General features: G+C 32.7%; 23 protein-coding genes. 22 read left to right on the top strand and 1 reads right to left on the bottom strand.

The genetic code is table 11. The features are described from left to right. The 4 genes from CD128_RS11960 to CD128_RS11660 all read left to right on the top strand — a co-directional run. Positions 1 to 86, top strand: an 86-nt coding sequence (locus tag CD128_RS11960; protein ID WP_231917343.1) for a beta-class phenol-soluble modulin, incomplete at its 5' end; no start/stop codon positions are given. A gap of 67 nt (positions 87 to 153) precedes the next feature. Continuing rightward, positions 154 to 288, top strand: a complete 135-nt coding sequence (locus tag CD128_RS11670) for a beta-class phenol-soluble modulin (RefSeq protein WP_103330026.1) — start codon at positions 154 to 156, stop codon at positions 286 to 288. A 68-nt stretch (positions 289 to 356) separates the two neighbouring features. Continuing rightward, positions 357 to 491: a beta-class phenol-soluble modulin gene (locus CD128_RS11665; protein WP_103330025.1), complete on the top strand. Its 135-nt coding sequence runs from the start codon at positions 357 to 359 to the stop codon at positions 489 to 491. Positions 492 to 626: 135 nt separating this feature from the next. Continuing rightward, the gene (locus CD128_RS11660) at positions 627 to 1,325 is read left to right on the top strand and encodes a YjjG family noncanonical pyrimidine nucleotidase (RefSeq protein ID WP_103330024.1); all 699 of its coding nucleotides are present in this window, start codon (positions 627 to 629) and stop codon (positions 1,323 to 1,325) included. Between the two features lie 55 nt (positions 1,326 to 1,380). Here CD128_RS11660 and CD128_RS11655 read toward each other — a convergent pair whose 3' ends face one another. Beyond that, entirely contained in the window at positions 1,381 to 1,830 is a 450-nt protein-coding gene (locus CD128_RS11655; protein ID WP_103330023.1) for an N-acetyltransferase, read from the bottom strand. A gap of 193 nt (positions 1,831 to 2,023) precedes the next feature. Between CD128_RS11655 and bshC the strand changes: the two genes are divergently transcribed. The 18 genes from bshC (at position 2,024) to CD128_RS11565 (ending at position 23,750) form a co-directional block, all read left to right on the top strand. Further along, complete coding sequence (bshC, locus tag CD128_RS11650) at positions 2,024 to 3,637, top strand: bacillithiol biosynthesis cysteine-adding enzyme BshC (RefSeq protein ID WP_103330022.1); 1,614 nt, start codon at positions 2,024 to 2,026, stop codon at positions 3,635 to 3,637. 141 nt (positions 3,638 to 3,778) lie between these two features. Then, positions 3,779 to 4,210, top strand: a complete 432-nt coding sequence (gene mraZ, locus CD128_RS11645; RefSeq protein WP_103330021.1) for a division/cell wall cluster transcriptional repressor MraZ — start codon at positions 3,779 to 3,781, stop codon at positions 4,208 to 4,210. Between the two features lie 14 nt (positions 4,211 to 4,224). Beyond that, positions 4,225 to 5,160 (top strand): 16S rRNA (cytosine(1402)-N(4))-methyltransferase RsmH, encoded by a 936-nt coding sequence (gene rsmH / locus CD128_RS11640; RefSeq protein WP_103330020.1) that lies wholly within the window; start codon positions 4,225 to 4,227, stop codon positions 5,158 to 5,160. 13 nt (positions 5,161 to 5,173) lie between these two features. Then, positions 5,174 to 5,575 carry a cell division protein FtsL gene (ftsL, locus tag CD128_RS11635; RefSeq protein ID WP_103298732.1) on the top strand — a complete coding sequence of 134 codons (402 nt, stop codon included), beginning with the start codon at positions 5,174 to 5,176 and terminating at the stop codon, positions 5,573 to 5,575. Next, positions 5,556 to 7,886 carry a penicillin-binding protein gene (locus CD128_RS11630; RefSeq protein WP_103330019.1) on the top strand — a complete coding sequence of 777 codons (2,331 nt, stop codon included), beginning with the start codon at positions 5,556 to 5,558 and terminating at the stop codon, positions 7,884 to 7,886. The genes ftsL and CD128_RS11630 overlap by 20 nt, the downstream gene beginning before the upstream one ends. 279 nt (positions 7,887 to 8,165) lie before the next feature. Next, complete coding sequence (mraY, locus tag CD128_RS11625) at positions 8,166 to 9,131, top strand: phospho-N-acetylmuramoyl-pentapeptide-transferase (protein WP_103330018.1); 966 nt, start codon at positions 8,166 to 8,168, stop codon at positions 9,129 to 9,131. Between the two features lies 1 nt (position 9,132). Continuing rightward, a complete protein-coding gene (gene murD / locus CD128_RS11620) occupies positions 9,133 to 10,482 on the top strand; it encodes a UDP-N-acetylmuramoyl-L-alanine--D-glutamate ligase (protein WP_103330017.1) in 1,350 nt (449 codons plus the stop codon). Positions 10,483 to 10,497: 15 nt separating this feature from the next. Then, on the top strand, positions 10,498 to 11,784 hold the full coding sequence (locus CD128_RS11615; RefSeq protein WP_167797492.1) for a cell division protein FtsQ/DivIB: 1,287 nt from the start codon (positions 10,498 to 10,500) through the stop codon (positions 11,782 to 11,784). Between the two features lie 103 nt (positions 11,785 to 11,887). Further along, positions 11,888 to 13,321, top strand: coding sequence for a cell division protein FtsA (ftsA, locus tag CD128_RS11610; RefSeq protein ID WP_103330016.1), 1,434 nt, complete (start codon positions 11,888 to 11,890; stop codon positions 13,319 to 13,321). A 29-nt stretch (positions 13,322 to 13,350) separates the two neighbouring features. Then, a complete protein-coding gene (gene ftsZ / locus CD128_RS11605; RefSeq protein ID WP_103298727.1) occupies positions 13,351 to 14,532 on the top strand; it encodes a cell division protein FtsZ in 1,182 nt (393 codons plus the stop codon). A gap of 262 nt (positions 14,533 to 14,794) precedes the next feature. Further along, entirely contained in the window at positions 14,795 to 15,589 is a 795-nt protein-coding gene (pgeF, locus tag CD128_RS11600) for a peptidoglycan editing factor PgeF (RefSeq protein ID WP_103330015.1), read from the top strand. Positions 15,590 to 15,785: 196 nt separating this feature from the next. Beyond that, positions 15,786 to 16,454 (top strand): YggS family pyridoxal phosphate-dependent enzyme, encoded by a 669-nt coding sequence (locus CD128_RS11595; RefSeq protein WP_103330014.1) that lies wholly within the window; start codon positions 15,786 to 15,788, stop codon positions 16,452 to 16,454. Between the two features lie 2 nt (positions 16,455 to 16,456). Beyond that, a complete protein-coding gene (locus CD128_RS11590) occupies positions 16,457 to 17,050 on the top strand; it encodes a cell division protein SepF (RefSeq protein ID WP_415239160.1) in 594 nt (197 codons plus the stop codon). 12 nt (positions 17,051 to 17,062) lie between these two features. Beyond that, a complete protein-coding gene (locus CD128_RS11585) occupies positions 17,063 to 17,359 on the top strand; it encodes a YggT family protein (RefSeq protein WP_103330012.1) in 297 nt (98 codons plus the stop codon). 117 nt (positions 17,360 to 17,476) lie between these two features. Continuing rightward, a complete protein-coding gene (locus tag CD128_RS11580) occupies positions 17,477 to 18,250 on the top strand; it encodes a YlmH family RNA-binding protein (RefSeq protein ID WP_103330011.1) in 774 nt (257 codons plus the stop codon). Positions 18,251 to 18,306: 56 nt separating this feature from the next. Then, a complete protein-coding gene (locus tag CD128_RS11575) occupies positions 18,307 to 18,969 on the top strand; it encodes a DivIVA domain-containing protein (protein WP_103330010.1) in 663 nt (220 codons plus the stop codon). Positions 18,970 to 19,196: 227 nt separating this feature from the next. Then, a complete protein-coding gene (gene ileS, locus CD128_RS11570; protein WP_103330009.1) occupies positions 19,197 to 21,947 on the top strand; it encodes an isoleucine--tRNA ligase in 2,751 nt (916 codons plus the stop codon). 264 nt (positions 21,948 to 22,211) lie between these two features. Then, positions 22,212 to 23,750, top strand: coding sequence for an NAD(P)H-binding protein (locus CD128_RS11565; protein WP_103330008.1), 1,539 nt, complete (start codon positions 22,212 to 22,214; stop codon positions 23,748 to 23,750). Positions 23,751 to 24,073 lie beyond the last annotated feature (323 nt).

The raw sequence follows: 24,073 nt of genomic DNA, 5'->3' as shown, positions 1-24,073 counted from the left end.
CACACGATTGGGCTAAATTAGGTACAAGCATCGTAGGTATCGTAGAAAACGGTGTAGGTTTCTTAGGCAAAATCTTCGGTTTCTAATAAACCCTGAACATTCATAAATAATTAGTCTTTCAAAGAATAAAAATAACGAAATGGAGCGATTCACATGTCAAAATTAGTAGAAGCAATCTCAAACGCAGTACAAGCAGGTCAATCACACGATTGGGCTAAATTAGGTACAAGCATCGTAGGTATCGTAGAAAACGGTGTAGGTTTCTTAGGCAAAATCTTCGGTTTCTAATATAAGCTGAACATTCATAAATTACTTAGTTTTTCAAAAAATAAAAATAATGAAATGGAGAGATTATAATGCAAAAATTAGCAGAAGCAATTGCAAACGCAGTACAAGCAGGTCAAGGACACGATTGGGCTAAATTAGGTACAAGCATCGTAGGTATCGTAGAAAACGGTGTAGGTGCACTAGGCAAAATCTTCGGTTTCTAATAATTAAATATTAACGATTGACCAGGGCAAGCGCTCTGGTCTTTTTTTGTGTTATTTGTTTATTCCAAAATTTGTTAAAATAATTCTTATAAAAAAGAATTCTATTTATAGAAAAATTGATTAAGGATGTTGAACATGAAATATAATACGATTTTATTAGATTTTGATGATACGCTTGTTGATTTTTATGATGCAGAAGATAAAGCGTTTCACAAGATGGCGAAATTTTATAATCATTATCCTACAGAAAAGGACTTTCAATTTTTTAAAAAAGTGAATCAAGCACATTGGGAAGCTTTTCAAAAAAATGAATTAACTAAAGAAGAAGTGCTTTCACATCGTTTTATCGAATATTTTAGTCATTATGGGATAGAAGTAGATGGAAAGGAAGCAGACATTAGATTTAGAGATGAGTTGGCGAAAGCGCCAGTGAAATATTTCGATTTAGCATTAGAAACGATTGATCGTTTAGCTCAAATATGTAATTTATACATTGTGACTAATGGTGTAACTGACACTCAGAAACGCCGAATTGCACAATTGGATTTTAAAGATGTGTTTGCAGGTGTTTTTATTTCGGAAGAGACAGGTTATCAAAAGCCTATGACTGAATTTTTCGATTATGTTTACGAACGCATTGGAAAAGATAAAAAAGAGTATTCATTAATCGTAGGGGATTCTTTAACTTCTGATGTGTTAGGTGGAAAAAATGCTAGCATAGCAACATGTTGGTTTAACTATAGAGATAAAAGTAACGAGTCTGAGATTAAACCAGATTATGAAATTAAGAATTTGAGTGAATTAGTAGAAATTATTGAAAAAGAAGAAGCATAAGTCAAAGGGCGAATTAGAAATTAAAATCATTTAATTTCTAATTCGCCCTAAATTATTATTTATTGTCAGGTGACCAAACTAGCACATCATGGCCTTCTGGATTTTTAGCCTCTACATCTTCAAAATCGTGATTGATGAAGAATTGTTTAGAATCTTGACGAGCAATCGCTTTTATAGGTGTATTGAATGATTTAGCAAAATCAATTAATTCTTTCGCATAGCCACGATTTTCATATTTTTCTAATACTTCTAATTTCCATAATAATAAATAATCATCATAATCCGGGAAATAGCTTTCTTCTACGTCACCTTTTTTTAATAAAGCCATGCGAGCGACTAGGTTTTCACCATTAAAAATGCCATAAAATGGTGACTCAGAGCTTGCATCGATCATTTGACCTTTTAACTCTTCGACCATATATAAGTCTTTATTGCCAAATTCTCTAAATGCTTCAAATAGTTCATCTGTTTTATAATTGATTTCAAGATGTTTAACTTCGCTCATATTCAATCTCCCCTTTGTTCTTTTTATCTATTATAACGTAAGTATTGTGTAAATTTCATTTATTTATATAGTAATTATTAAAATAGTAAGACAAATTGTGAAAGAAACTTTAAATATTTAAGCCGTTAAATTGTCAGATAAGGATATAATCTTTATACTATATGAGTAATAGCTATATTGAAGGAGTATGGATATGGACTGTCGAGTAACATATTTTAAAGAAAAAGATTCGTTTATTACAAAATTGAAAAATAGCGATGAACAATTATTAAAATTTTATCAATATAATCCCACTGAGAAGGCAAGTTTTGACAAGCGTATGAAACAGCCTAGTAATGGTAGGGAACAGCAATTAAGTCAAATCATTGCTTCATATATGGAAGATCTTAAACTTTCAGATGCGCAAAAACGTCATCTTGAAGCATTGTCTGATGGCGCTAAAGTTGTGATTGGCGGTCAACAAGCGGGACTATTTGGTGGTCCGTTGTATACCTTCCATAAAATTCTTTCGATAGTAACTTTAAGTCATCAATTAAGTCAAACGTATGATAAAAAAGTGGTACCAGTATTTTGGATTGCTGGGGAAGACCATGATTTCGATGAAGTGAATCATACATATGTTTTCAACACAAAAGAGGCGCAATTGCATAAAGTGAAATACCATACAATGACGCCTCCAGAAACTAATGTATCACGTTATTCACCTGATAAAGAAGCACTTGCTGAAGGATTAAAAAGCTTTTTCAAAGAATTGAAAGAAACTGAACATACAAAGTCCCTTTATTCACTTTGTTTAGATATTATTGAGCAATATGATTCATGGACAGATATGTTCAAAGCTTTGCTTCATGAAGTGTTTAAAGAATATGGTGTGTTGTTTATTGACGCACAATATGAAGCGTTAAGAGAACTTGAGAAGCCCATTTTAAAAGACATGATTCAACATCATGAAGAGATTGATCAAGCATTTAGAAATACGCAATCTCAAACCATGCAAGCTGGCTTGAATCAAATGATACAGACGGATACAAATGTTCATCTCTTCCTTCATGAAGACAATATGAGACAGTTATTATCTAAAGAAGAAAATCACTTCAAATTAAGTAAATCAGAAGTAACGTATTCTAAAGAAGAAATATTGAAATTAATTGAGACAGAACCACATCGATTTTCAAATAATGTAGTCACGAGACCAGTTATGGAAGAATGGCTCTTTAATACGGTAGCTTTCATTGGAGGACCAAGTGAAATTAAATATTGGGCTGAGCTTAATGAGGTGTTTAATTTATTAAATATTGAGATGCCAATTGTCATGCCTCGTCTTAAAATAACATATATGACACAAAGAACTGATAAATTATTGAGTCAATATCAATTAGATGTGCATAAAGTAATTAAAGATGGTATTGAAGAAGATAGAACTAAATTTGTTCGTGAAAAGGCATCAGAGTCATTTATTCAACAAGTTGAACAGCTTAAAAAAGATCATGTTAAAATATATCAACATTTATTAGATGAAGTAAAAGGTAATCAGGACAATATTAATTTAGTAGAAAAAAATAGTGAAATTCACAATACACAATATGATTATTTGCTTCAACGTTATTTACTCAATATTGAACGTGAAAATGATATTAGTATGAAACACTTTAGAGAACTTGAATATGTATTACACCCAATGGGTGGCTTACAAGAAAGAATTTGGAATCCACTACAAATTATGAATGAATTTGGGATAGATGTGTTCAGTCCCTCCACTCATCCACCACTTGAATATACATTTAACCAAATCATAATAAAACATTGATTCTATCGAAAAATACCTATTTTATCCTTGTGATAAAATAGGTGTTTTTTTGTCGGAAAAAGGAATTTTAAGATATTTTACATAATTAGTGGAGGATAGTGGTGAGATGTGGTAAATTATAAATAAGGTGAGGTGATAATAATGTTCATGGGAGAGTACGAGCATCAACTTGATGTTAAAGGTCGTATGATTATTCCTGCTAAGTTTAGATATGACTTAAGTGAACGATTTATTATCACACGAGGCCTTGATAAATGTTTGTTTGGTTATACGCTTGAAGAATGGCAACAGATTGAAGAGAAAATGAAAACCTTACCTATGACAAAAAAAGACGCACGTAAGTTTATGCGTATGTTCTTCTCTGGTGCAATTGAAGTGGAGCTAGATAAACAAGGGCGTATCAATATCCCTCAAAATTTGAGGAAGTACGCTAATTTAACTAAAGAATGTACAGTAATAGGCGTTTCCAATCGTATTGAGATTTGGGATCGAGAAACATGGAATGATTTCTATGATGAATCTGAAGAAAGTTTCGAAGATATTGCTGAAGATTTAATAGATTTTGATTTTTAATGGAGGAATTTACCGTGTTTCATCATGTAAGCGTTATGCTAAAAGAGACAATTGATTATTTAGACATCAAAGAAGATGGCATATATGTAGACTGTACGCTTGGTGGTGCCGGTCACGCACTCTATTTATTAAATCAATTAAACGATGACGGTAGATTAATTGCGATTGATCAAGATACAAACGCTTTAGAAAATGCTAAGGAAGTCTTGAAAGATCATCTACATAAAGTCACGTTTGTACATAGTAACTTTAGAGAATTGAATGACATTTTAAAAAACTTAGAAATTGAAAAAGTAGATGGTATCTATTATGATTTGGGCGTTTCTAGTCCGCAATTAGATGTCCCTGAAAGAGGATTTAGTTATCACCACGATGCTAAACTTGATATGCGTATGGATCAAACACAAGCGTTAAGTGCTTATGAGGTCGTGAATGACTGGTCTTATGAAGCGCTTGTTAAGATTTTTTATCGTTATGGTGAAGAGAAATTTTCAAAACAAATAGCGAGACGTATTGAAGCACATCGTGAACAACAACCGATTGAAACAACATTAGAGCTTGTAGATATTATTAAAGAAGGTATTCCAGCCAAAGCTCGTAGAAAAGGTGGTCATCCTGCAAAGCGTGTCTTTCAAGCGATTCGTATTGCAGTGAATGATGAATTATCTGCATTTGAAGATTCGATTGAACAAGCAATTGAATTAGTCAATGTAGGAGGTAGAATTTCAGTAATTACTTTCCATTCATTGGAAGATAGACTGTGTAAACAGATTTTCCAAGAATATGAGAAAGGACCTGACGTACCTAGAGGGTTACCAATTATTCCTGAAGAGTATACACCTAAACTAAAAAGAGTTAATCGCAAGCCCATCACTGCTACAGAAGCAGATTTAGATGAGAATAATAGAGCGCGTAGTGCAAAATTACGTGTCGCAGAAATATTAAAATGAGGAGTAATTGAAGATGGCTGTAGAAAAAATATATGAACCATATGAAGAAGTCCAGCACACAAGCATACCGAAGCAACAACCACAATCTGAACCTCAGACCCGCACGGTTACCAAAAAGGTAGTTGTTCAACTTACAAGGTTTGAGAAGTTTTTATACATAACACTTGTTACTGCTATTGCTGTCATTGCAATCTATCTGCTATCTTTAAAAATGGATGCGTATGATACAAATGGCAAAATAGCAGATTTGGATCAAAGAATTGAACAACAATCTAGTGAAAATAGTGCAATACAATCTGAAATTAAGAAAAACTCTTCTTACGAACGCATTTACAATAAAGCTAAACAACAAGGTATGAGCTTAAAGAACGATAATGTAAAGGTAGTGCGTACTAATGGCGAAGCGAAAAATTAAAATTAGAAAAAATAAATTAGGAGCAGTCCTCCTTGTTGGTATATTCGGACTGCTCTTTTTTATATTGGTTTTAAGATACTCTTATATCATGTTAACTGGACACTCGGATGGGCAAAATTTGATTATGCGTGCCAACGAAACATATCTCGTAAAAAATCAGGAACAACCTGAACGAGGTAAGATTTATGATAGAAATGGCAAGGTACTAGCTGAAGACGTTGAAAGGTTTAAAGTTGTAGCAGTTGTAGATAAAAGCGCAGGCGAGAATGGAGATAAACCTCGCTACGTGAAAGATAAAAAGAAAACTGCAGAACAATTATCCAAAGTGATTGATATGAAGCCTTCGGAAATTGAAAAACGTTTAAATCAAAAAAAGGCCTTCCAAGTTGAATTCGGACAAAAAGGAACGAATTTAACATATCAAGACAAGCAAAAATTAGAAAAAATGAATTTACCAGGTATTTTATTATATCCTGAGACAGAAAGATTTTATCCAAATGGTAATTTTGCTTCTCACTTAATAGGTATGGCGCAAAAAAATCCAGATACTGGTGCATTAAATGGTGCGTTAGGTGTCGAAAAAATATTTAATAGTTATTTAAATGGACAAAAAGGTACATTATCTTATATTCAAGATATATGGGGTTATATCGCTCCTAATTCTAAACATGAGAAAGCACCTAAACGCGGCGATGACGTTCATTTAACAATCGATTCAAATATTCAAGTATTTGTAGAAGAAGCGTTAGATGGCATGGTTAATCAATATGATCCTAAAGATTTATTTGCTGTAGTAATGGACGCTAAAACGGGTGAGATTTTAGCCTACAGTCAGCGACCTACATTTAATCCAGAGACGGGTAAAGATTTTGGTAAAAAATGGGCAAATGATTTATATCAAAATACTTATGAACCTGGATCAACGTTTAAATCATTTGGTTTAGCTGCAGCAATTCAAGAAGGCAAATTTAAACCGAATGAAAAATACGAATCAGGACATCGCGACATTATGGGTTCTCGAATTTCTGACTGGAATAAAACAGGTTGGGGCGAAATTCCTATGTCTCTAGGTTTCACGTATTCTTCAAACACCTTAATGATGCACTTACAAGATTTAGTAGGCGCCGATAAGATGAAATCTTGGTATGAAAAATTTGGTTTCGGTAAATCAACAGATGGCATGTTTGATGGCGAAGCGAGTGGCAATATTGGATGGTCAAATGAGTTACAACAAAAAACATCTGCATTCGGTCAATCAACAACTGTCACACCTGTTCAAATGATACAAGCGCAATCTTCATTCTTTAATAAAGGCGATATGTTGAAACCTTGGTTTGTTCAAAGTATTGACAACCCAATTTCTAAAAAAACATTTTATAAAGGTGAAAAGAAAGTTGCTGGTAAACCAATTTCTGCAGATACAGCAAGTAAAGTTGAAACTGAGTTAGATAAAGTAGTTAACAGTAAGAAGAGCCATGCTATTAACTATCGTGTGGATGGCTATGATATTGAAGGTAAGACAGGTACTGCCCAAGTTGCCGACGAAAATGGCGGAGGTTATGTTAAAGGTGCCAACCCTTACTTTGTAAGCTTTATCGGCGATGCACCTAAGAAAAATCCACGTGTGATTGTTTATGCGGGTATGAGTTTAGCTCAGAAAAATGATGAAGAAGCTTATCAATTAGGTGTAAGTAAAGCATTTAAACCAATTATGGAAAATACTTTGAAATACCTAAATGTTGGTTCGAATAAAGATGAAACTAAATCTGCTCAATATAGTAAAGTGCCAAATGTTTCAGGACAAAGTGCTCAAAAAGCAGAAAATAGTTTGAAATCGCAAAACTTACAACCTGTAGTTATTGGAAATGGTGACAATATTAAATCTCAATCTGTGAAAGCTAATACAAAACTATTACCAAATAGTAAAGTGATGTTATTGACTGATGGAGATATTACAATGCCAAATATGAAAGGCTGGACAAAAGATGATGTCCTTACTTTCCAAGAACTAACAGGTATCAATGTTACGACGAATGGCAATGGCTTTGTAACTAAGCAATCTGTTTCAGAAGGTGCCACGTTGAAAGACAATAGTAAGATTGAAGTAGATTTATCTCCTGAGGATCCAGATGATTCCTCTAGTAGTACATCAAGTGATAATACTTCAAATTCGGACAATAGCAGTTCTGATAATAAAGAATCCAATAAAAATAACAATAGTTCTTCTTCAGATAATAAAGATTCTAAAAATGACAATAGTTCATCTTCTGATGAGAACAATAAATCATCATCTGAAAGTGATTCAAACTAAGATGAAATGAAGTATCAATAGTATAAGTTAGGAAAATAATAGAAGAAGTTGAAATAGATAGAAACATTTTAGTTTCAATTCTAATAGAAGCTAAAATATTAGATTAAAAAACTTTAATTTTAATTCTATTTCAGCATCACTTCTTTTTTCCTAAACTTATTTCATACTTAAACTATGTGAAGTTATTTCGAAAATTGATAAACTTAAGATGATTGAAAACGAAAGCTAGAAATTTATACTTAATTTCGCAAAAATTTAATATACATAAAGGAGAATATCATGCTTTTTATACTTGCGATTATCGCACTACTCATCACCTTCATTTTGGTGCCGTTATTGATCCCAACGCTTAAACGAATGAAATTTGGTCAAAGTATACGTGAGGAAGGGCCACAAAGCCATATGAAAAAAACAGGTACACCTACAATGGGTGGTCTTACATTCCTCATCAGTATTATCATAACTTCTATCATAGCTATATTTTTTGTTGACAATTCTAACCCAATTATTTTGTTATTATTTGTAACGATTGGATTTGGTTTGATTGGTTTTATTGATGATTACATCATTGTAGTTAAGAAAAATAATCAAGGCTTAACGAGTAAACAAAAATTCTTAGCTCAAATTGCTATTGCTGTTATTTTCTTCATTCTTAGTGATGTCTTTCATTTAATTGAATTTTCAACTAATCTTAATATTCCATTTACTAATGTAAGTATTCCATTATCATTTGCATATATTATTTTCATTGTTTTTTGGCAAGTTGGATTTTCAAATGCAGTTAACTTAACTGATGGTTTAGATGGTTTAGCCACTGGTTTATCAATCATTGGATTTACGATGTATGCAATTATGAGTTTTGTTACAGATTCACCAGCAATTGGTACATTCTGTATTATTATGATTTTCGCATTATTAGGTTTCTTACCTTATAACTTAAACCCAGCTAAAGTGTTCATGGGGGATACAGGTAGCTTAGCATTAGGTGGTATATTCGCTACTATTTCAATTATGTTAAATCAAGAATTATCATTACTTCTAATTGGATTAGTATTTGTAGTTGAAACACTATCAGTTATGTTACAAGTTGCTTCATACAAGTTAACTAAGAAGCGTATCTTCAAAATGAGTCCTATTCATCATCACTTTGAATTGAGTGGTTGGGGCGAATGGAAAGTTGTTACAGTATTTTGGACAGTAGGTTTAATTTCAGGATTAATCGGATTATGGATAGGAGTGCATTAAGATGCTAAATTATACAGGATTAGAAAATAAAGAAGTTCTTGTAGTAGGATTAGCAAAAAGTGGCTATGAAGCAGCAAAATTATTAGTCAAATTAGGCGCCAAAGTCACTGTAAATGATGGTAAAGATTTATCTCAAGATCCCCATGCAAAAGATTTAGAAACTTTAGGCGTTAAAATTGTTGATGGCGGTCATCCAGCTTCATTATTAGATAACAATCCCATCATTGTAAAAAATCCGGGTATTCCGTATACGGTCTCAATCATTAAAGCAGCAGAAGAACGCGGATTAAAAATTCTAACTGAAGTAGAGTTAAGTTATTTAATTTCAGAAGCACCAATTATTGCCGTTACTGGCACAAATGGTAAAACAACTACAACTTCATTAATTGGAGATATGTTTAGTAAAAGTAGGCTTACAGGCCGTCTATCTGGAAATATTGGTTATGTAGCTTCAAAAGTTGCTCAAGAAACTCAACCAGAGGAATATTTAATTACTGAATTATCATCATTCCAATTATTAGGCATTGAAACATACCGACCTCATATTGCAATTATTACTAATATATATTCAGCACATTTAGATTATCATGAGACACTTGAGAATTATCAAAATGCTAAAAAACAAATTTATAAAAATCAAACTGAAGACGATTATTTAATTTGTAATTATCATCAACGTCATCTTATTGAATCTGAAAATTTAAAAGCTAAGACATTATACTTCTCAACGCAACAAGAAGTGGAAGGCATCTATATTAAAAATAATTTTATTATTTACAAAGGCATTAGAATTATTAATGTTGATGACTTAGTTTTACCTGGACAACATAACCTAGAAAATATTTTAGCTGCTGTATTAGCTGCTATCTTAGCTGGTGTTCCAATTAAAGCGATTGTTGATAGTTTAACTACGTTTTCAGGTATTGACCATCGATTACAATATATCGGTACTAACCGCACAAATAAATACTACAATGACTCGAAAGCAACAAATACTTTAGCAACACAATTTGCTTTAAATTCATTTAAACAACCTATTATTTGGTTATGTGGTGGTTTAGACCGCGGTAATGAATTTGATGAGCTTATCCCTTACATGAAAAATGTTAGAGTAATGGTTGTCTTTGGTGAAACACAAGAAAAATTTGCTAAATTAGGTAATAGTCAAGGTAAACTTGTTATTAAAGCTACTGACGTCGAAGATGCAGTGAAAAAAGTGCAAGATGTCATTGAACCTAATGATGTCGTGTTATTATCTCCAGCTTGTGCAAGTTGGGATCAATATAATACTTTTGAAGAACGTGGAGAACGATTTATTGAAAGCTTCCGTGCACACTTACCGTCTTACTAAAGGGTGTGAAATTTCGTGGATGAACGTAAAAATAACAGAAATACTAAAGTGAGATCTATTAAGGATTCAATTGAACGAAAAAATCGTGAATTAAAAGATAAAGAGATTGAGGATACTGAAGATAGTAAATTCAATCAATCTCCAACTTTTGAAAATGAAGATAAACCTAGCGCAACGCAAGATAGTAATGAAAAGCAGCATCATAAGGAAGAACCTTTAGAGGAATCTAAAGAAGAACTTAAAGAAGATTCGCAAAAAGAACGTAATCAAAATAAGACTAGTCATCATGCAAGTGCAAGTTCTAGAAAAGATAATCAATTTCAAACTTTTAAAACTAAAATGACAGACCTATTTTCTAATCCAAGAAAAGAGCGTGAGGATAGAAAAAGCAATACGACTAACCGTAAACAAAAAGAAGATAAATATGCACATATGACGTTACAAGAAAAGCGTGAGCAACAAAGAATTGATCGACGTAAACGACAAAAGAGAATTCAATATATCATTCTAACGTCATTAATATTATTAATTCTTTTATTTTTAATATATATGTTTACGCCATTAAGCAGAATTTCTCACATTAATATTAGTGGAAATAAAAATTTGAGTAACCAACAGGTTGAAAAGGCACTTGATGTCAAACCAGGTTCTCGTATGTACACTTATAGTAAAAGAAAAGGAATTAACAATTTAGAACAAAATCCTTTAGTGAAGAATGTAGAAATAAAAAAACGTTTACCTAATACGTTAAATGTTCAAGTAACTGAAAACAATGTCGTGGGTGTAGTAAAAGATAAAAATAAATATACTCCGATTATTGAAGGCAACAAAGAATTGAAAGATTATAAAGGTGATATCGCTGGTAGTGGACCTATCTTAGATGGCTTCAAAGGTTCAGATAAAGACAACATGGTTAAATCACTTTCAAATATGTCTTCAGAAGTTAGAGATATGATTTCAGAAATTAGCTATGCACCTGAAGCAAATAAGCAAAGTAGAATATTGTTATATATGAAAGATGGAATGCAAGTAGTTGGTGATTATAAAACCATTGCGGATAAATTGAAATATTATCCACAAATGTCACAATCACTTAACAAAGATGATTCAGGTAACCTTCAAACTCAAGGTTATATCGACTTATCTGTAGGCGCATCATTTATTCCATATAACGAAAATGACGCCAATAATTCTAAATCGAACCAAGTTTTACAGCAAAAGACACAAGAAGAAAATGATGCTAAAAATGAATTACAAAGTGCATTGAATAAAATTAACGAACAATCAGATTCAAATAATTAAAAAATTTCGATATTAATATACGTTTATAGTTCACAAGCCAATCGACGTATTGTAAACTAAATATAGTGTATTTTAATAGTAATTTGTCAGGAGGTGCCTATCTATGGAGGAACATTACTATGTAAGCATAGATATTGGTTCATCAAGTGTTAAAACAATAGTAGGCGAAAAATTTCACAATGGTATAAATGTGATAGGTACAGGACAAACCTACACTAGTGGTATTAAGAACGGATTGATTGATGATTTTGATATTGCTAAACAAGCAATTAAAGATACAATTAAAAAAGCTTCTATCGCCTCAGGTGTAGATATAAAAGAAGTTTTCTTGAAGTTACCTATCATTGGTACTGAAGTGTACGATGAAGCAAATGAAATTGATTTTTATGAAGATACTGAAATTAATGGAACACACATTGAAAATGTGTTAGAAGGTATCAGACAAAAAAATGAAGTTCCAGATACAGATGTTATCGATGTTTTCCCAATTCGATTTATTGTAGATGGTGATAATGAGGTTTCTGATCCTAAAGAATTAATTGCTAGACATTCTTTAAGAGTAGAAGCGGGCGTTATTGCAATTCACAAATCTATTTTAATAAATATGATTAAATGCGTTGAATCATGTGGCGTTGACGTATTAGACGTTTATTCTGATGCGTATAACTATGGTTCAATTCTTACAGCTACTGAAAAAGAATTAGGCGCATGTGTAATTGATATTGGTGAAGATTTAACTCAAATCGCTTTTTATGAGCGTGGCGAGTTAGTTGATGCTGATTCTATTGAACTCGCTGGTCGTGACATTACAGACGACATTGCTGAAGAGTTAAATACTACATATGAAACAGCTGAAAAGGTTAAACATCAATATGGACACGCGTTTACTAATTCAGCGTCTGATCAAGATGTATTTACTGTTGATCAAGTAGATAGCGATGAATTAGTAGAATATACTCAAAAAGATTTAAGCGCTATCATTGAAAGAACAATGCAAGATATCTTTGATGAAGTATTTGATGTATTAGTTGATTTAGGTTTAACAAAAGTGAACGGTGGTTTCATTGTTACTGGTGGTACTTCAAATTTACTTGGTGTTAAAGAATTATTAAATACAATGGTAAATGAGAAAATAAGAATCCACACACCATCTCAAATGGGTATTAGAAAACCTGAATTCACTTCAGCTATTTCTACAATATCTAGCAGTATCACTTTTGATGAATTATTAGATTATGTTACAATGAATTATCAAGACAATGATGAATTTGAAGAAGAAGTTATCGAAAATAATGACAAAGATAACACTTCTAAATCTAGTGGTTTTGACTGGTTTAAACGTAAGTCAAACAAAAATGAAGATACTTATGAAGAAGGCTACCACGAGCCACAAGAAAGAGTGGACAGAGCAGAACAACATGATAAGTATGATAGCCATGATGAACATCAAGATGTAGAACACCACTATGATGAACATGAAAGACCTGAAAAAGAAGAGAGCAAATTTAAAAAACTTATGAAATCTCTATTTGAATGATTGGCCATTAAGACTAGGAGGAAATATAAATGTTAGAATTTGAACAAGGATTTAATCATATGGCGACTTTAAAAGTCATCGGTGTAGGTGGTGGCGGTAATAACGCTGTTAACCGCATGATTGACCACGGCATGAATAATGTTGAATTTATCGCAATTAATACAGATGGACAAGCTTTAAATTTATCTAAAGCTGAATCTAAAATCCAAATTGGTGAAAAATTAACACGTGGACTTGGTGCAGGGGCTAATCCTGAAATTGGTAAAAAAGCTGCTGAAGAATCTCGTGAACAAATTGAAGATGCTATCCAAGGCGCGGACATGGTATTCGTAACTGCTGGTATGGGCGGCGGTACTGGTACAGGTGCTGCTCCAGTTGTTGCAAAAATCGCTAAAGAAATGGGCGCTTTAACTGTTGGTGTTGTAACTCGTCCATTTGGTTTCGAAGGCCGCAAACGTTCTACACAAGCTGCTGCAGGTGTAGAAGCAATGAAAGCTGCAGTTGATACATTAATCGTTATCCCTAATGACCGTTTATTAGATATCGTTGATAAATCTACACCAATGATGGAAGCATTTAAAGAAGCAGATAACGTATTACGTCAAGGTGTACAAGGTATTTCTGATTTAATCGCTGTATCTGGTGAAGTAAACTTAGACTTTGCTGACGTTAAAACAATTATGTCTAACCAAGGTTCAGCATTAATGGGTATTGGTGTATCTTCAGGTGAAAACAGAGCTGTTGAAGCTGCTAAAAAAGCTATTTCATCTCCATTACTTGAAACATCAATCGTTGGTGCTCAAGGTGTGTTAATGAACATTACTGGTGGAGAATCATTATCACTTTTCGAAGCTCAAGAAGCTGCAGATATCGTTCAAGATGCTGCTGATGAAGATGTAAACATGATCTTCGGTACTGTAATCAATCCTGAATTACAAGACGAAATCGTTGTAACAGTTATTGCTACAGGTTTCGAAGATAAACCAACATCACAAGGCCGTAAAGCTTCAAGCACAGGCTTTGGTTCAAGTGTAAGTGCTACAGGCACTTCAACACAAAGTGCACCTAAAGAAGACTCATTCTCTCATAGTTCTTCAAGTTCACGTGCATCTGAAAGTGTAAACGAAAGAAGTCATTCAACTAAGGATGACGATATTCCTAGCTTCATCAGAAATAGAGAAGAAAGACGTTCTAGAAGAACTAGACGTTAATCCATAAATTATCAGGTTAGAATATTATAATATTAAGCATAGAAGTAATTAACAAATTATTATCGTTGATTTCACTATGTAACTATATTAGTTGGAGTAGAACTGGACATTCTATAAAGAATTCTGTTCTACTCTTTTTCATATACTTTAAAACAGAGTGAAGAATGTTATATAATAAATTTATATTCATATTTAGAGTAAACTTAATACGGTCAAACGTTTATTATATGCAAACATAACTTTTTACAAGGTGGTTATTCACGTGTCTGAGCAATTTGTTAAACATCCTCATTATTTGAACTACGAAGCTAAAGATTTAAAAAATATCACACTAGGCTTTACGACGCGCGATGGGGGTTATAGTTTATATCCTGAGCATTCATTTAATATGGCACGGTACATAGATGATGATCAAGATAACGTTACACGCCATCAAGAGATTTTAGCTGAAGCTATTGGATATCCAAGAAATGAATGGATTTTCCCTACTCAGACCCACGAAGATAAAATTGCACACGTTACTCAAAAACATCAAGGTGTAAATATTGAGCAACTTAGCGATCAACTTTACGGCATCGATGGTCTCTATTCATATGACTCTAATGTATTATTAACGATGTGTTATGCAGACTGTGTGCCTGTTTACTTTTATAGTGAGAAACATCACTTCATAGGATTAGCACATGCTGGATGGAGAGGCACATATAGTCAAATCGTTGTGAAAATGCTAAATCATGTTGATTTTGACTATAAAGATTTAAAAGTTGTTATTGGTCCTGCGACTTCAATGAGTTATGAAATCAATGATGATATTAAATCTAAATTTGAAACTTTACCTATTGATAGCACTCAATATATTGAAACACGTGATAATGACTGTCATGGCATTGATTTGAAACGCGCAAATGCTCTTTTACTAGAAAATAAGGGTGTGCCTAAAGAGAACATCTATATTACTGAGTATGCAACTTCAGAAGACTTATCAATGTTCTTCTCTTATCGTATTGAAAAGGGGCAAACTGGAAGAATGATGGGATTTATAGGTCAAAAATATTAATTTATTCTTCTAATATCACATGTTAGCTTGCCGATAAAATAATTAATGATCTATAGACTGATCGATAGAAAATTTGTTATTTAGAAATCATATTCAAGAAACATTTGCGCTACTGCCTAATTATATGACGCAGTTGAATGAAAGGGTTTATCTGCATATTGCAATTTTAACTTTATAACACGAGGTTGATATTTAAATGGAAGTAAAACAAAATTTAGAAGCAATTAAAAATGAAATTAATAAGCATATTGACAAAAGTGAGACTTCTACTGTACCTGACGTGATTGCGGTTACAAAATATGTTACAATAGACCGAGCTAAAGAAGCATATGAAGCAGGTTTACGCCATTTTGGAGAGAACCGTTTAGAAGGATTTCTTGAGAAGAAAAAAGCGTTGCCTGACGATGTTACTATGCATTTTATTGGCTCTTTACAATCAAGAAAAGTTAAAGAAGTTATTAACGAAATAGATTATCTTCATGCATTAGATCGCTTAAGTCTTGCCAAGGAAATTAATAAAAGAGCAGACCATGTTATTTCATGCTTTGTGCAAGTTAATGTTTCAGGTGAGGAAAGTAAGCATGGTATTGCATTAGATGAAGTGTATGACTTTATTCAACAACTTCAACAATTTAGTAATATTAAAGTTGTTGGTTTAATGACTATGGCGCCTTATACTGAAGATAGTGATTATATTCGTCAATTATTTAAACAATTAAGATTAAAACGTAACGAAATTAAAAACCTTAAATTAGATTATGCACCGTGCGAGTTATTATCTATGGGAATGAGTAATGATTACCAAATTGCTATAGAGGAAGGTGCTTCATTTATCAGAATAGGGACTAAACTTGTCGGAGAATAGGAGTGAGCCCCGTGGCTATTAAAGATTTATTTAATAATTTTTTTCTAATGGAAGATGAAGAAGAAGTAGAAAGTCCTGAAGAACGTCAACAACGTGTCGTTCAAAGGGAAGAAACACAAAATAAAGCACAACAAAATCAAACAACAGAGCGACCACAAACACAACAAAATAATTTGAAGACAGTGCCTCAAAAGAAAACATCACGAAATTATAACACAGAGGAAAGGAAGAATCGTATGAACAATACGCCTACTAAGTCGAATTCTAAAAACGTAGTAACTATGAACCAATCTACACAAGGTTATTCTACATATGAAAGTTCAAAAATGTGTTTATTCGAACCTCGTGTTTTCTCAGATACACAAGATATTGCAGACGAATTAAAAAATCGTCGTGCGACTTTAGTTAATTTACAACGCATTGATAAAGTATCAGCTAAACGTATTATCGACTTTTTGAGTGGCACTGTATATGCAATTGGTGGAGATATTCAACGTGTTGGTACTGATATTTTCCTTTGTACGCCTGATAATGTAGAGGTCGCTGGAAGTATTACTGATCATATCGAACAAATGGAAGCGCATCATTACGAGTAAGGAGAATAGTCTATGGACATCGGCCTATTAGCTAATATATTTAACTTTATACTTGTGCTAGTTCAAATCTACTATTTTGGTATGATTATTTATTTCTTCACATCATGGGTGCCAAGTATCAGGGAGTCTAAATTTGGTGAATTTTTATCTAAAATTTATGAGCCATTTTTAGAGCCGTTTAGAAAAATTATTCCCCCAATTGGTATGATTGATATTTCATCACTTGTAGCATTATTTGTACTAGTTTTATTCCAATGGGGATTAAAAAGTATTTTTGCTATGATTATAAATTATTTAATAATGAAATAAATTTTTGAAGAGGCTAGGACATTCATTTGTCTTAGCCTCCTATCATGTTTAGTCTTAAGTTCATAGTTAATATAATAGTAAGTTCATTTTCCGAAAAATAAAAAAAGGGAGGTACCTATAATAGATATTTATCAACACTTTAGAAATGAAGAACATCCTTTGATTGATCAATTAATCGATAAATGTGATCAAGTGAATCACCAATATGCTCCAGTACTAACAAACTTTTTAGATCCTAGAGGACAATATATTCTTGAAGTAGTTGTTGGAAGTTTTGACGATATGCATGTGCAATTTTTTGGCGGCCCTCATTCTGAGAGAAAAAGAGCCATTATTGCGCCATGTTACTATGAACCTACTGAAGAAGATTATGAAATTACGCTAATTCAAATTGATTATCCTGAAAAATTTGTCACACTTCAACACCAACATGTATTGGGAACGTTAATGTCACTAGGTATTGAAAGAGAACAAGTAGGCGATATTGTAGTAGGAGAAACGATACAATTCGTTTTGACAAAACAATTAGAATCATATATTATGACAGAATTAACGAAGATTAAAGGTGCATCAGTTAAACTTAATTCTATTCCATTTAAAGATATGATACAATCAGTAGAGAATTGGAAGAGTCATGGTAGCACAGTTAGCGCGTTAAGATTAGATGTCGTTTTAAAAGAAATGATTCATAAATCGAGAGCAATTGCGAAACAACTTATTGAGAAAAAACGCGTAAAAGTGAATCATACCATTATCGATTCTCCAGATTTCCAAGTACAAATCAATGATTTACTATCCATTCAAGGTTTTGGGCGAGCTCAAATTACCGATGTGGGTGGTCGCACGAAAAAAGATAAAATTCATATTACTTACCAAACATTATTTAAATAAAGGTATAAGATTTGGAATAAGTGTTTATAAAAAGTCCGATTTGAGGAGGATATAAGATGCCTTTTACACCGAATGAAATTAAAAATAAAGAATTTACAAAAGTAAAAAATGGTTTAGAACCTGCTGAAGTAAGTGATTATTTAACTCAATTAAGTAATGAAATTGAACGTTTAAAAGAAGAAAAAAAACAACTTGAAAAAGTAGTTGAAGAGAGAGATACTAATATTAAATCTTATCAACAAGTTCATCAATCTGTAAGTGATGCTTTAGTTCAAGCTCAACAAGCAGGTGAGCAAGTTAAAGTGGCAGCGAATAAAGAAGCAGAAGCTACAATTGCCAAAGCTCAAGCTCAAGCAGATGTGATTGTAAATGATGCGATTGAAAAAGCACGTCATTTATCATTCCAAACTGAGGATATGAAACGTCAATCTAAAGTTTTCCGTTCTCGTTTCCGTATGCTTGTTGAAGCTCAATTAGATTTATTAAAAAATGATGATTGGGATTATTTATTAAATTATGATATAGATGCTGAACAAGTTACTCAAGAAAATTTTCAACATTTAAATAAACAAGATATTACACCTGAAGAACAACTTAATGCACAAAATCAACAGGCTGAGAATACAAATACTGATACATCAGCTACATCAACACATACTAGTGAATCTGCTACTTCTACAGCAAATGTAAGTAACAGTGAGTCAACATCTACTAAATAATATGATTTGAATTAAGTCAGACACGTGAGAAATAGTTATCTTTTCACAGCGAGCTAGGATATGGTGAGAGCCTAGTAAAAGGATATTTCTTATATCACTGACTTGCGATATTAAAATAAGTAACATGAGAGAACTCTAAGTTGAGTTAATAAGGGTGGTACCGCGGAATCTCCGTCCCTGTTAATTGAACTTAGAGTTCTTTTTTATATTTAAGGAGTGAAACAAATATGAACTATAAAGATACTTTATTAATGCCTAAGACAGATTTTCCAATGCGTGGGGGACTTCCTACTAAAGAACCTCAAATTCAAGAGAAATGGGAAGCTGAAGATCATTATCAAAAAGCGTTAGATAAAAATAAAGGAAATCAAACGTATATTCTTCATGACGGCCCACCATATGCGAATGGTAATCTTCATATGGGACACGCGTTAAATAAAATCATCAAAGATATCATTGTTCGTTACAAAACAATGCAAGGTTTCTATGCACCGTATGTTCCTGGTTGGGATACTCATGGTTTACCAATTGAACAAGCGTTAACTAAAAAAGGTGTAGACCGCAAAAAAATGTCTATCGCTGAATTCAGAGAAAAATGTAAGGAATTTGCGTTAGAACAAGTTGAGTTACAAAAACAAGACTTCAAACGTTTAGGTGTACGTGGAGATTTTAATAATCCATATATTACGTTAAGACCTGAATACGAAGCAGCTCAAATTCGTTTATTCGGTGAAATGGCTGACAAAGGCCTTATTTATAAAGGTAAAAAGCCTGTATACTGGTCACCATCAAGTGAATCTTCATTAGCAGAGGCTGAAATTGAATACCATGACAAACGTTCGGCATCTATTTATGTTGCATTTGATGTCAAAGATACAAAAGGCGTAGTTGACGAAGATGCTCAATTTATCATTTGGACAACTACTCCATGGACTATTCCATCAAACGTAGCTATTACAGTTCATCCAGAACTTAAATATGGTCAATACAATGTGAATGGTAAAAAATATATCATCGCTCAAGCTTTAGCTGAATCAGTTTCAGAAGCTTTAGGTTGGGATAAAGATACTATTCAATTAGAAAAAGAATTCACAGGTAAAGAATTAGAATATGTTGAAGCACAACATCCTTTCTTAGATCGTGTATCACTAGTAATTAATGGTGACCACGTTACAACTGATGCAGGTACTGGTTGTGTTCATACGGCTCCTGGACACGGGGAAGATGACTATGTCGTAGGTCAAAAATATGACTTACCAGTAATTAGTCCTTTAGATGATAAAGGTGTCTTCACTGAAGAAGGTGGCCAGTTTGAAGGTATGTTCTATGATAAAGCAAATAAAGCAGTTACAGATTTATTAACTGAAAAAGAAGCTTTATTAAAATTAGACTTCATTACACATAGTTACCCACATGACTGGCGTACTAAAAAACCTGTTATTTTCCGTGCTACACCGCAATGGTTTGCATCAATTAGTAAAGTAAGACAAGATATTTTAGATGCGATTGAAGATACAGAGTTTAAAGTAGATTGGGGTAAAACACGTATCTATAATATGATTCGTGACCGTGGCGAATGGGTTATCTCTCGTCAACGTGTATGGGGCGTACCATTACCAGTATTTTATGCTGAAAATGGTGACATCATTATGACTAAAGAAACAGTTAATCATGTAGCAGATCTCTTCGCTGAACATGGTTCAAATATTTGGTTCGAAAGAGAAGCTAAAGATTTATTACCAGAAGGATTTACACATCCAGGAAGTCCAAACGGTGAATTTACTAAAGAAACAGATATTATGGACGTATGGTTTGATTCTGGTTCTTCTCATAGAGGTGTATTAGAAAATCGTCCAGAATTAAGTTTCCCAGCTGATTTATACTTTGAAGGTAGTGACCAATATCGTGGTTGGTTTAACTCATCAATCACAACTGCAGTTGCTACAAGAGGTCAAGCACCATATAAATTCTTATTATCTCACGGTTTCGTAATGGACGGAGAAGGCAAGAAAATGAGTAAATCACTTGGTAATGTTATTGTGCCAGACCAAGTAGTAAAACAAAAAGGTGCCGATATTGCACGTCTTTGGGTAAGTAGTACTGACTATTTAGCTGATGTACGTATCTCAGATGAAATTTTAAAACAAACTTCTGATGTATATCGTAAAATCAGAAATACATTAAGATTTATGTTAGGTAACATTAATGATTTTAATCCAGAGACAGATGCTGTACCAGAAGCGGATTTATTAGAAGTAGATCGTTACTTATTAAATCGTTTACGTGAATTTACAGCTAGCACTATTAATCATTACGATAACTTCGATTACTTAAACATTTATCAAGAAGTTCAAAACTTCATTAATGTTGAATTAAGTAATTTCTATCTAGATTATGGTAAAGACATTCTTTATATTGAAGAGAAAAATGCGCATAAACGTCGTAGCATGCAAACCGTGTTATATCAAATCTTAGTTGATATGACTAAATTATTAGCACCAATCTTAGTTCACACTGCTGAAGAAGTATGGTCTCATACACCACACGTTAAAGAAGAAAGCGTTCATTTAACTGATATGCCTAAAGTTGTAGAGGTTGATCGAGAATTATTAGATAAATGGAATCAATTAATGGCGTTACGTGATGATGTTAACCGAGCTTTAGAAGTGGCACGTAATAATAAAGTAATTGGTAAATCATTAGAAGCTAAAGTCGTTATTGGTAATAACGAACACTTCAAAGCTGCTGAATTCTTACAACAATTTAAAGATTTACAACAATTATTTATCGTTTCACAAGTAGAAGTGACTGATACAGTTGAGAATGGTGAATCTTATTACCATGGCGATGTTCGTGTTGAACACGCTGAAGGTGAAAAGTGTGAAAGATGCTGGAACTATAGTGATGAATTAGGTTCAGTTGGAGAACTTGAACATTTATGTCCACGTTGCCAAGACGTTGTTAAAACATTAGTTTAATATTGATTATATAGTTTAAATGCTAATTCAAAAGTCATATTTGTGATTGAACTTATCGCAAATATGACTTTTTTTATATACTTATTTAAAACTGAAACTTATTTTTTTTAAAATACATTTTGTTTCATTTAATTTAATTAATGTTTAATGTTTGGTATTAGTTTGATTGGGATATTACATCTTATAAATAAGCTTAAACGCTTTCTTATACGATAAATTAAATATAGATATGTTTTGAATATAAAAGACAAAAGGAGTGGCATTATGGGTAAAGTTTTGTTAACAGGGGCTTCGGGTTATATTGGAGGTCATTTAAAAGAGCAATTAAAAGAGAATCACGAAATTATAGCAATTTCACGTCATGCAGACAGTAAAGAAGATGAACAGAACGTAACTTGGAAAGCAGCAGATTTATTTGATTTAGATGAAATTACAGAGGTTATGGAAGGCATTGATACTGCAATATATTTAGTACATTCTATGATGCCAAGTGCAAAATTAACTCAAGCTAATTTCGAAGATATGGATGCATTGCTTGCAGATAACTTTGCACGTGCTGCTAAAGCACAAGGGGTCAACCATATTGTTTTCATGAGCGGTATCATTCCTAAGGATGATCATCTATCACCTCATTTACGTAGCCGTTTAGAATGTGAAAAAATTCTTGGTTCGTATGGTGTTCCAGTAAGTACATTGCGTGCTGGTTTAATTATTGGTGCTAAAGGTAGTTCATATCCTATCTTAAAAAGATTAGTTGATCGTTTACCAGCAATGATTCTTCCTAGTTGGGCCTACCATATGATTGCACCAGTAGCTATCGAAGATGTCATTAATAAATTGGCGGCATTAGTAGACCGTTTACCAAATGAAAATGAAGCATTTGATATAACTGGTCCAGAAGTAATGAACTATAAAGAGCTAATTAAGCGTACAGCCAGCGTATTAGACAAACCTTTACCTATATTAGATTTACCGATTATCCCTATATGGGCAAGTCGTTATTGGGTGCAGTTAATATCACAAGTGCCAAAAGAAATGGTTTATCCTTTAATGAATAGCTTAGTTCACGATATGATTCCACAACCTCATCGTATTCATCCTGAACTTTCAATTGGTGAGATTAGTTACGAAGAAAGTGTGAAAAAAGCTTTAAAAGAAGAAGAAAAGCAAGGCCAAGTGAAAAAAAGTAAGCAATCTAAATCTAAGAGTTCTAAAGATAAAAAAGACGAGATCAAAGATGTTCGTGCTATTACAAGATTTAAAATACCTAAAAGTTATTCAATGCGTGATGTAGCTCAAGAATATGCAAAATTTATTAATGATATAACATTACACTTAGTTAATGGCAATATTAATGAATATGAATTCAACATTCATTTACCTCTAATTAATAAATTTATTTTGAGAATGGAGAGAGATGAACACGACTCTACAAACGAAATGATTGTATATAGAATCGTGGGTGGCGATCTTGCATTAGCTAGAGATGGTGGTAATGCTAGATTCGAATTTAGACGTATTCTAGATTCAAATGAAGGTTTGATCGCTCTCCAAGAATATGAACCAACTTTACCATGGTCGATTTACAAATATACACAAGCGAATGCTCATAAAGCTGTAATGGACATTTTCATGAAACATATGAATCATTTAGCTGAAGAAAAGCAACAGTCTTCTCAAAAAGAAACATTTGTAAGTAATTTGGCCATGACTACTGGCGCTATTGTGGGCGCATTTGTAGGCGCTAAAATTTATAATAGTTTAAAAAATAATATACGTATCACTGATAGGTCAATTCGCTGATTAAATTGATTCAGTGAGTTGGCCTTTTTTTATAAAATTTCAAAATAACAAACTAATAAATTGCAAACTATCTATATTATTGATAAAATATTTAATATTTTGTAGTAAATTTAAATGAATTGTTTTATGTAGTGATTTTTGAAATACACAAGTAGATAATGATATTATAAAATAATTTTGATTAGAACGAATAGCTTCCTTAGATAATTTCTCTCTTTTATTAGCTTCTGTCCAAATAGTACCATTACGCAATTCACTCATAATTATCTAATTTAAAATATGACGAGAATAATTCTACTTATTGTTTAATATTCTCAAATCAC

This window comes from Staphylococcus croceilyticus, from assembly GCF_002902575.1.
GTDB lineage: Bacteria > Bacillota > Bacilli > Staphylococcales > Staphylococcaceae > Staphylococcus > Staphylococcus croceilyticus.
Note: the sequence above shows the minus strand (reverse complement) of the source record. Positions and strands in the feature narration are given on the sequence as shown.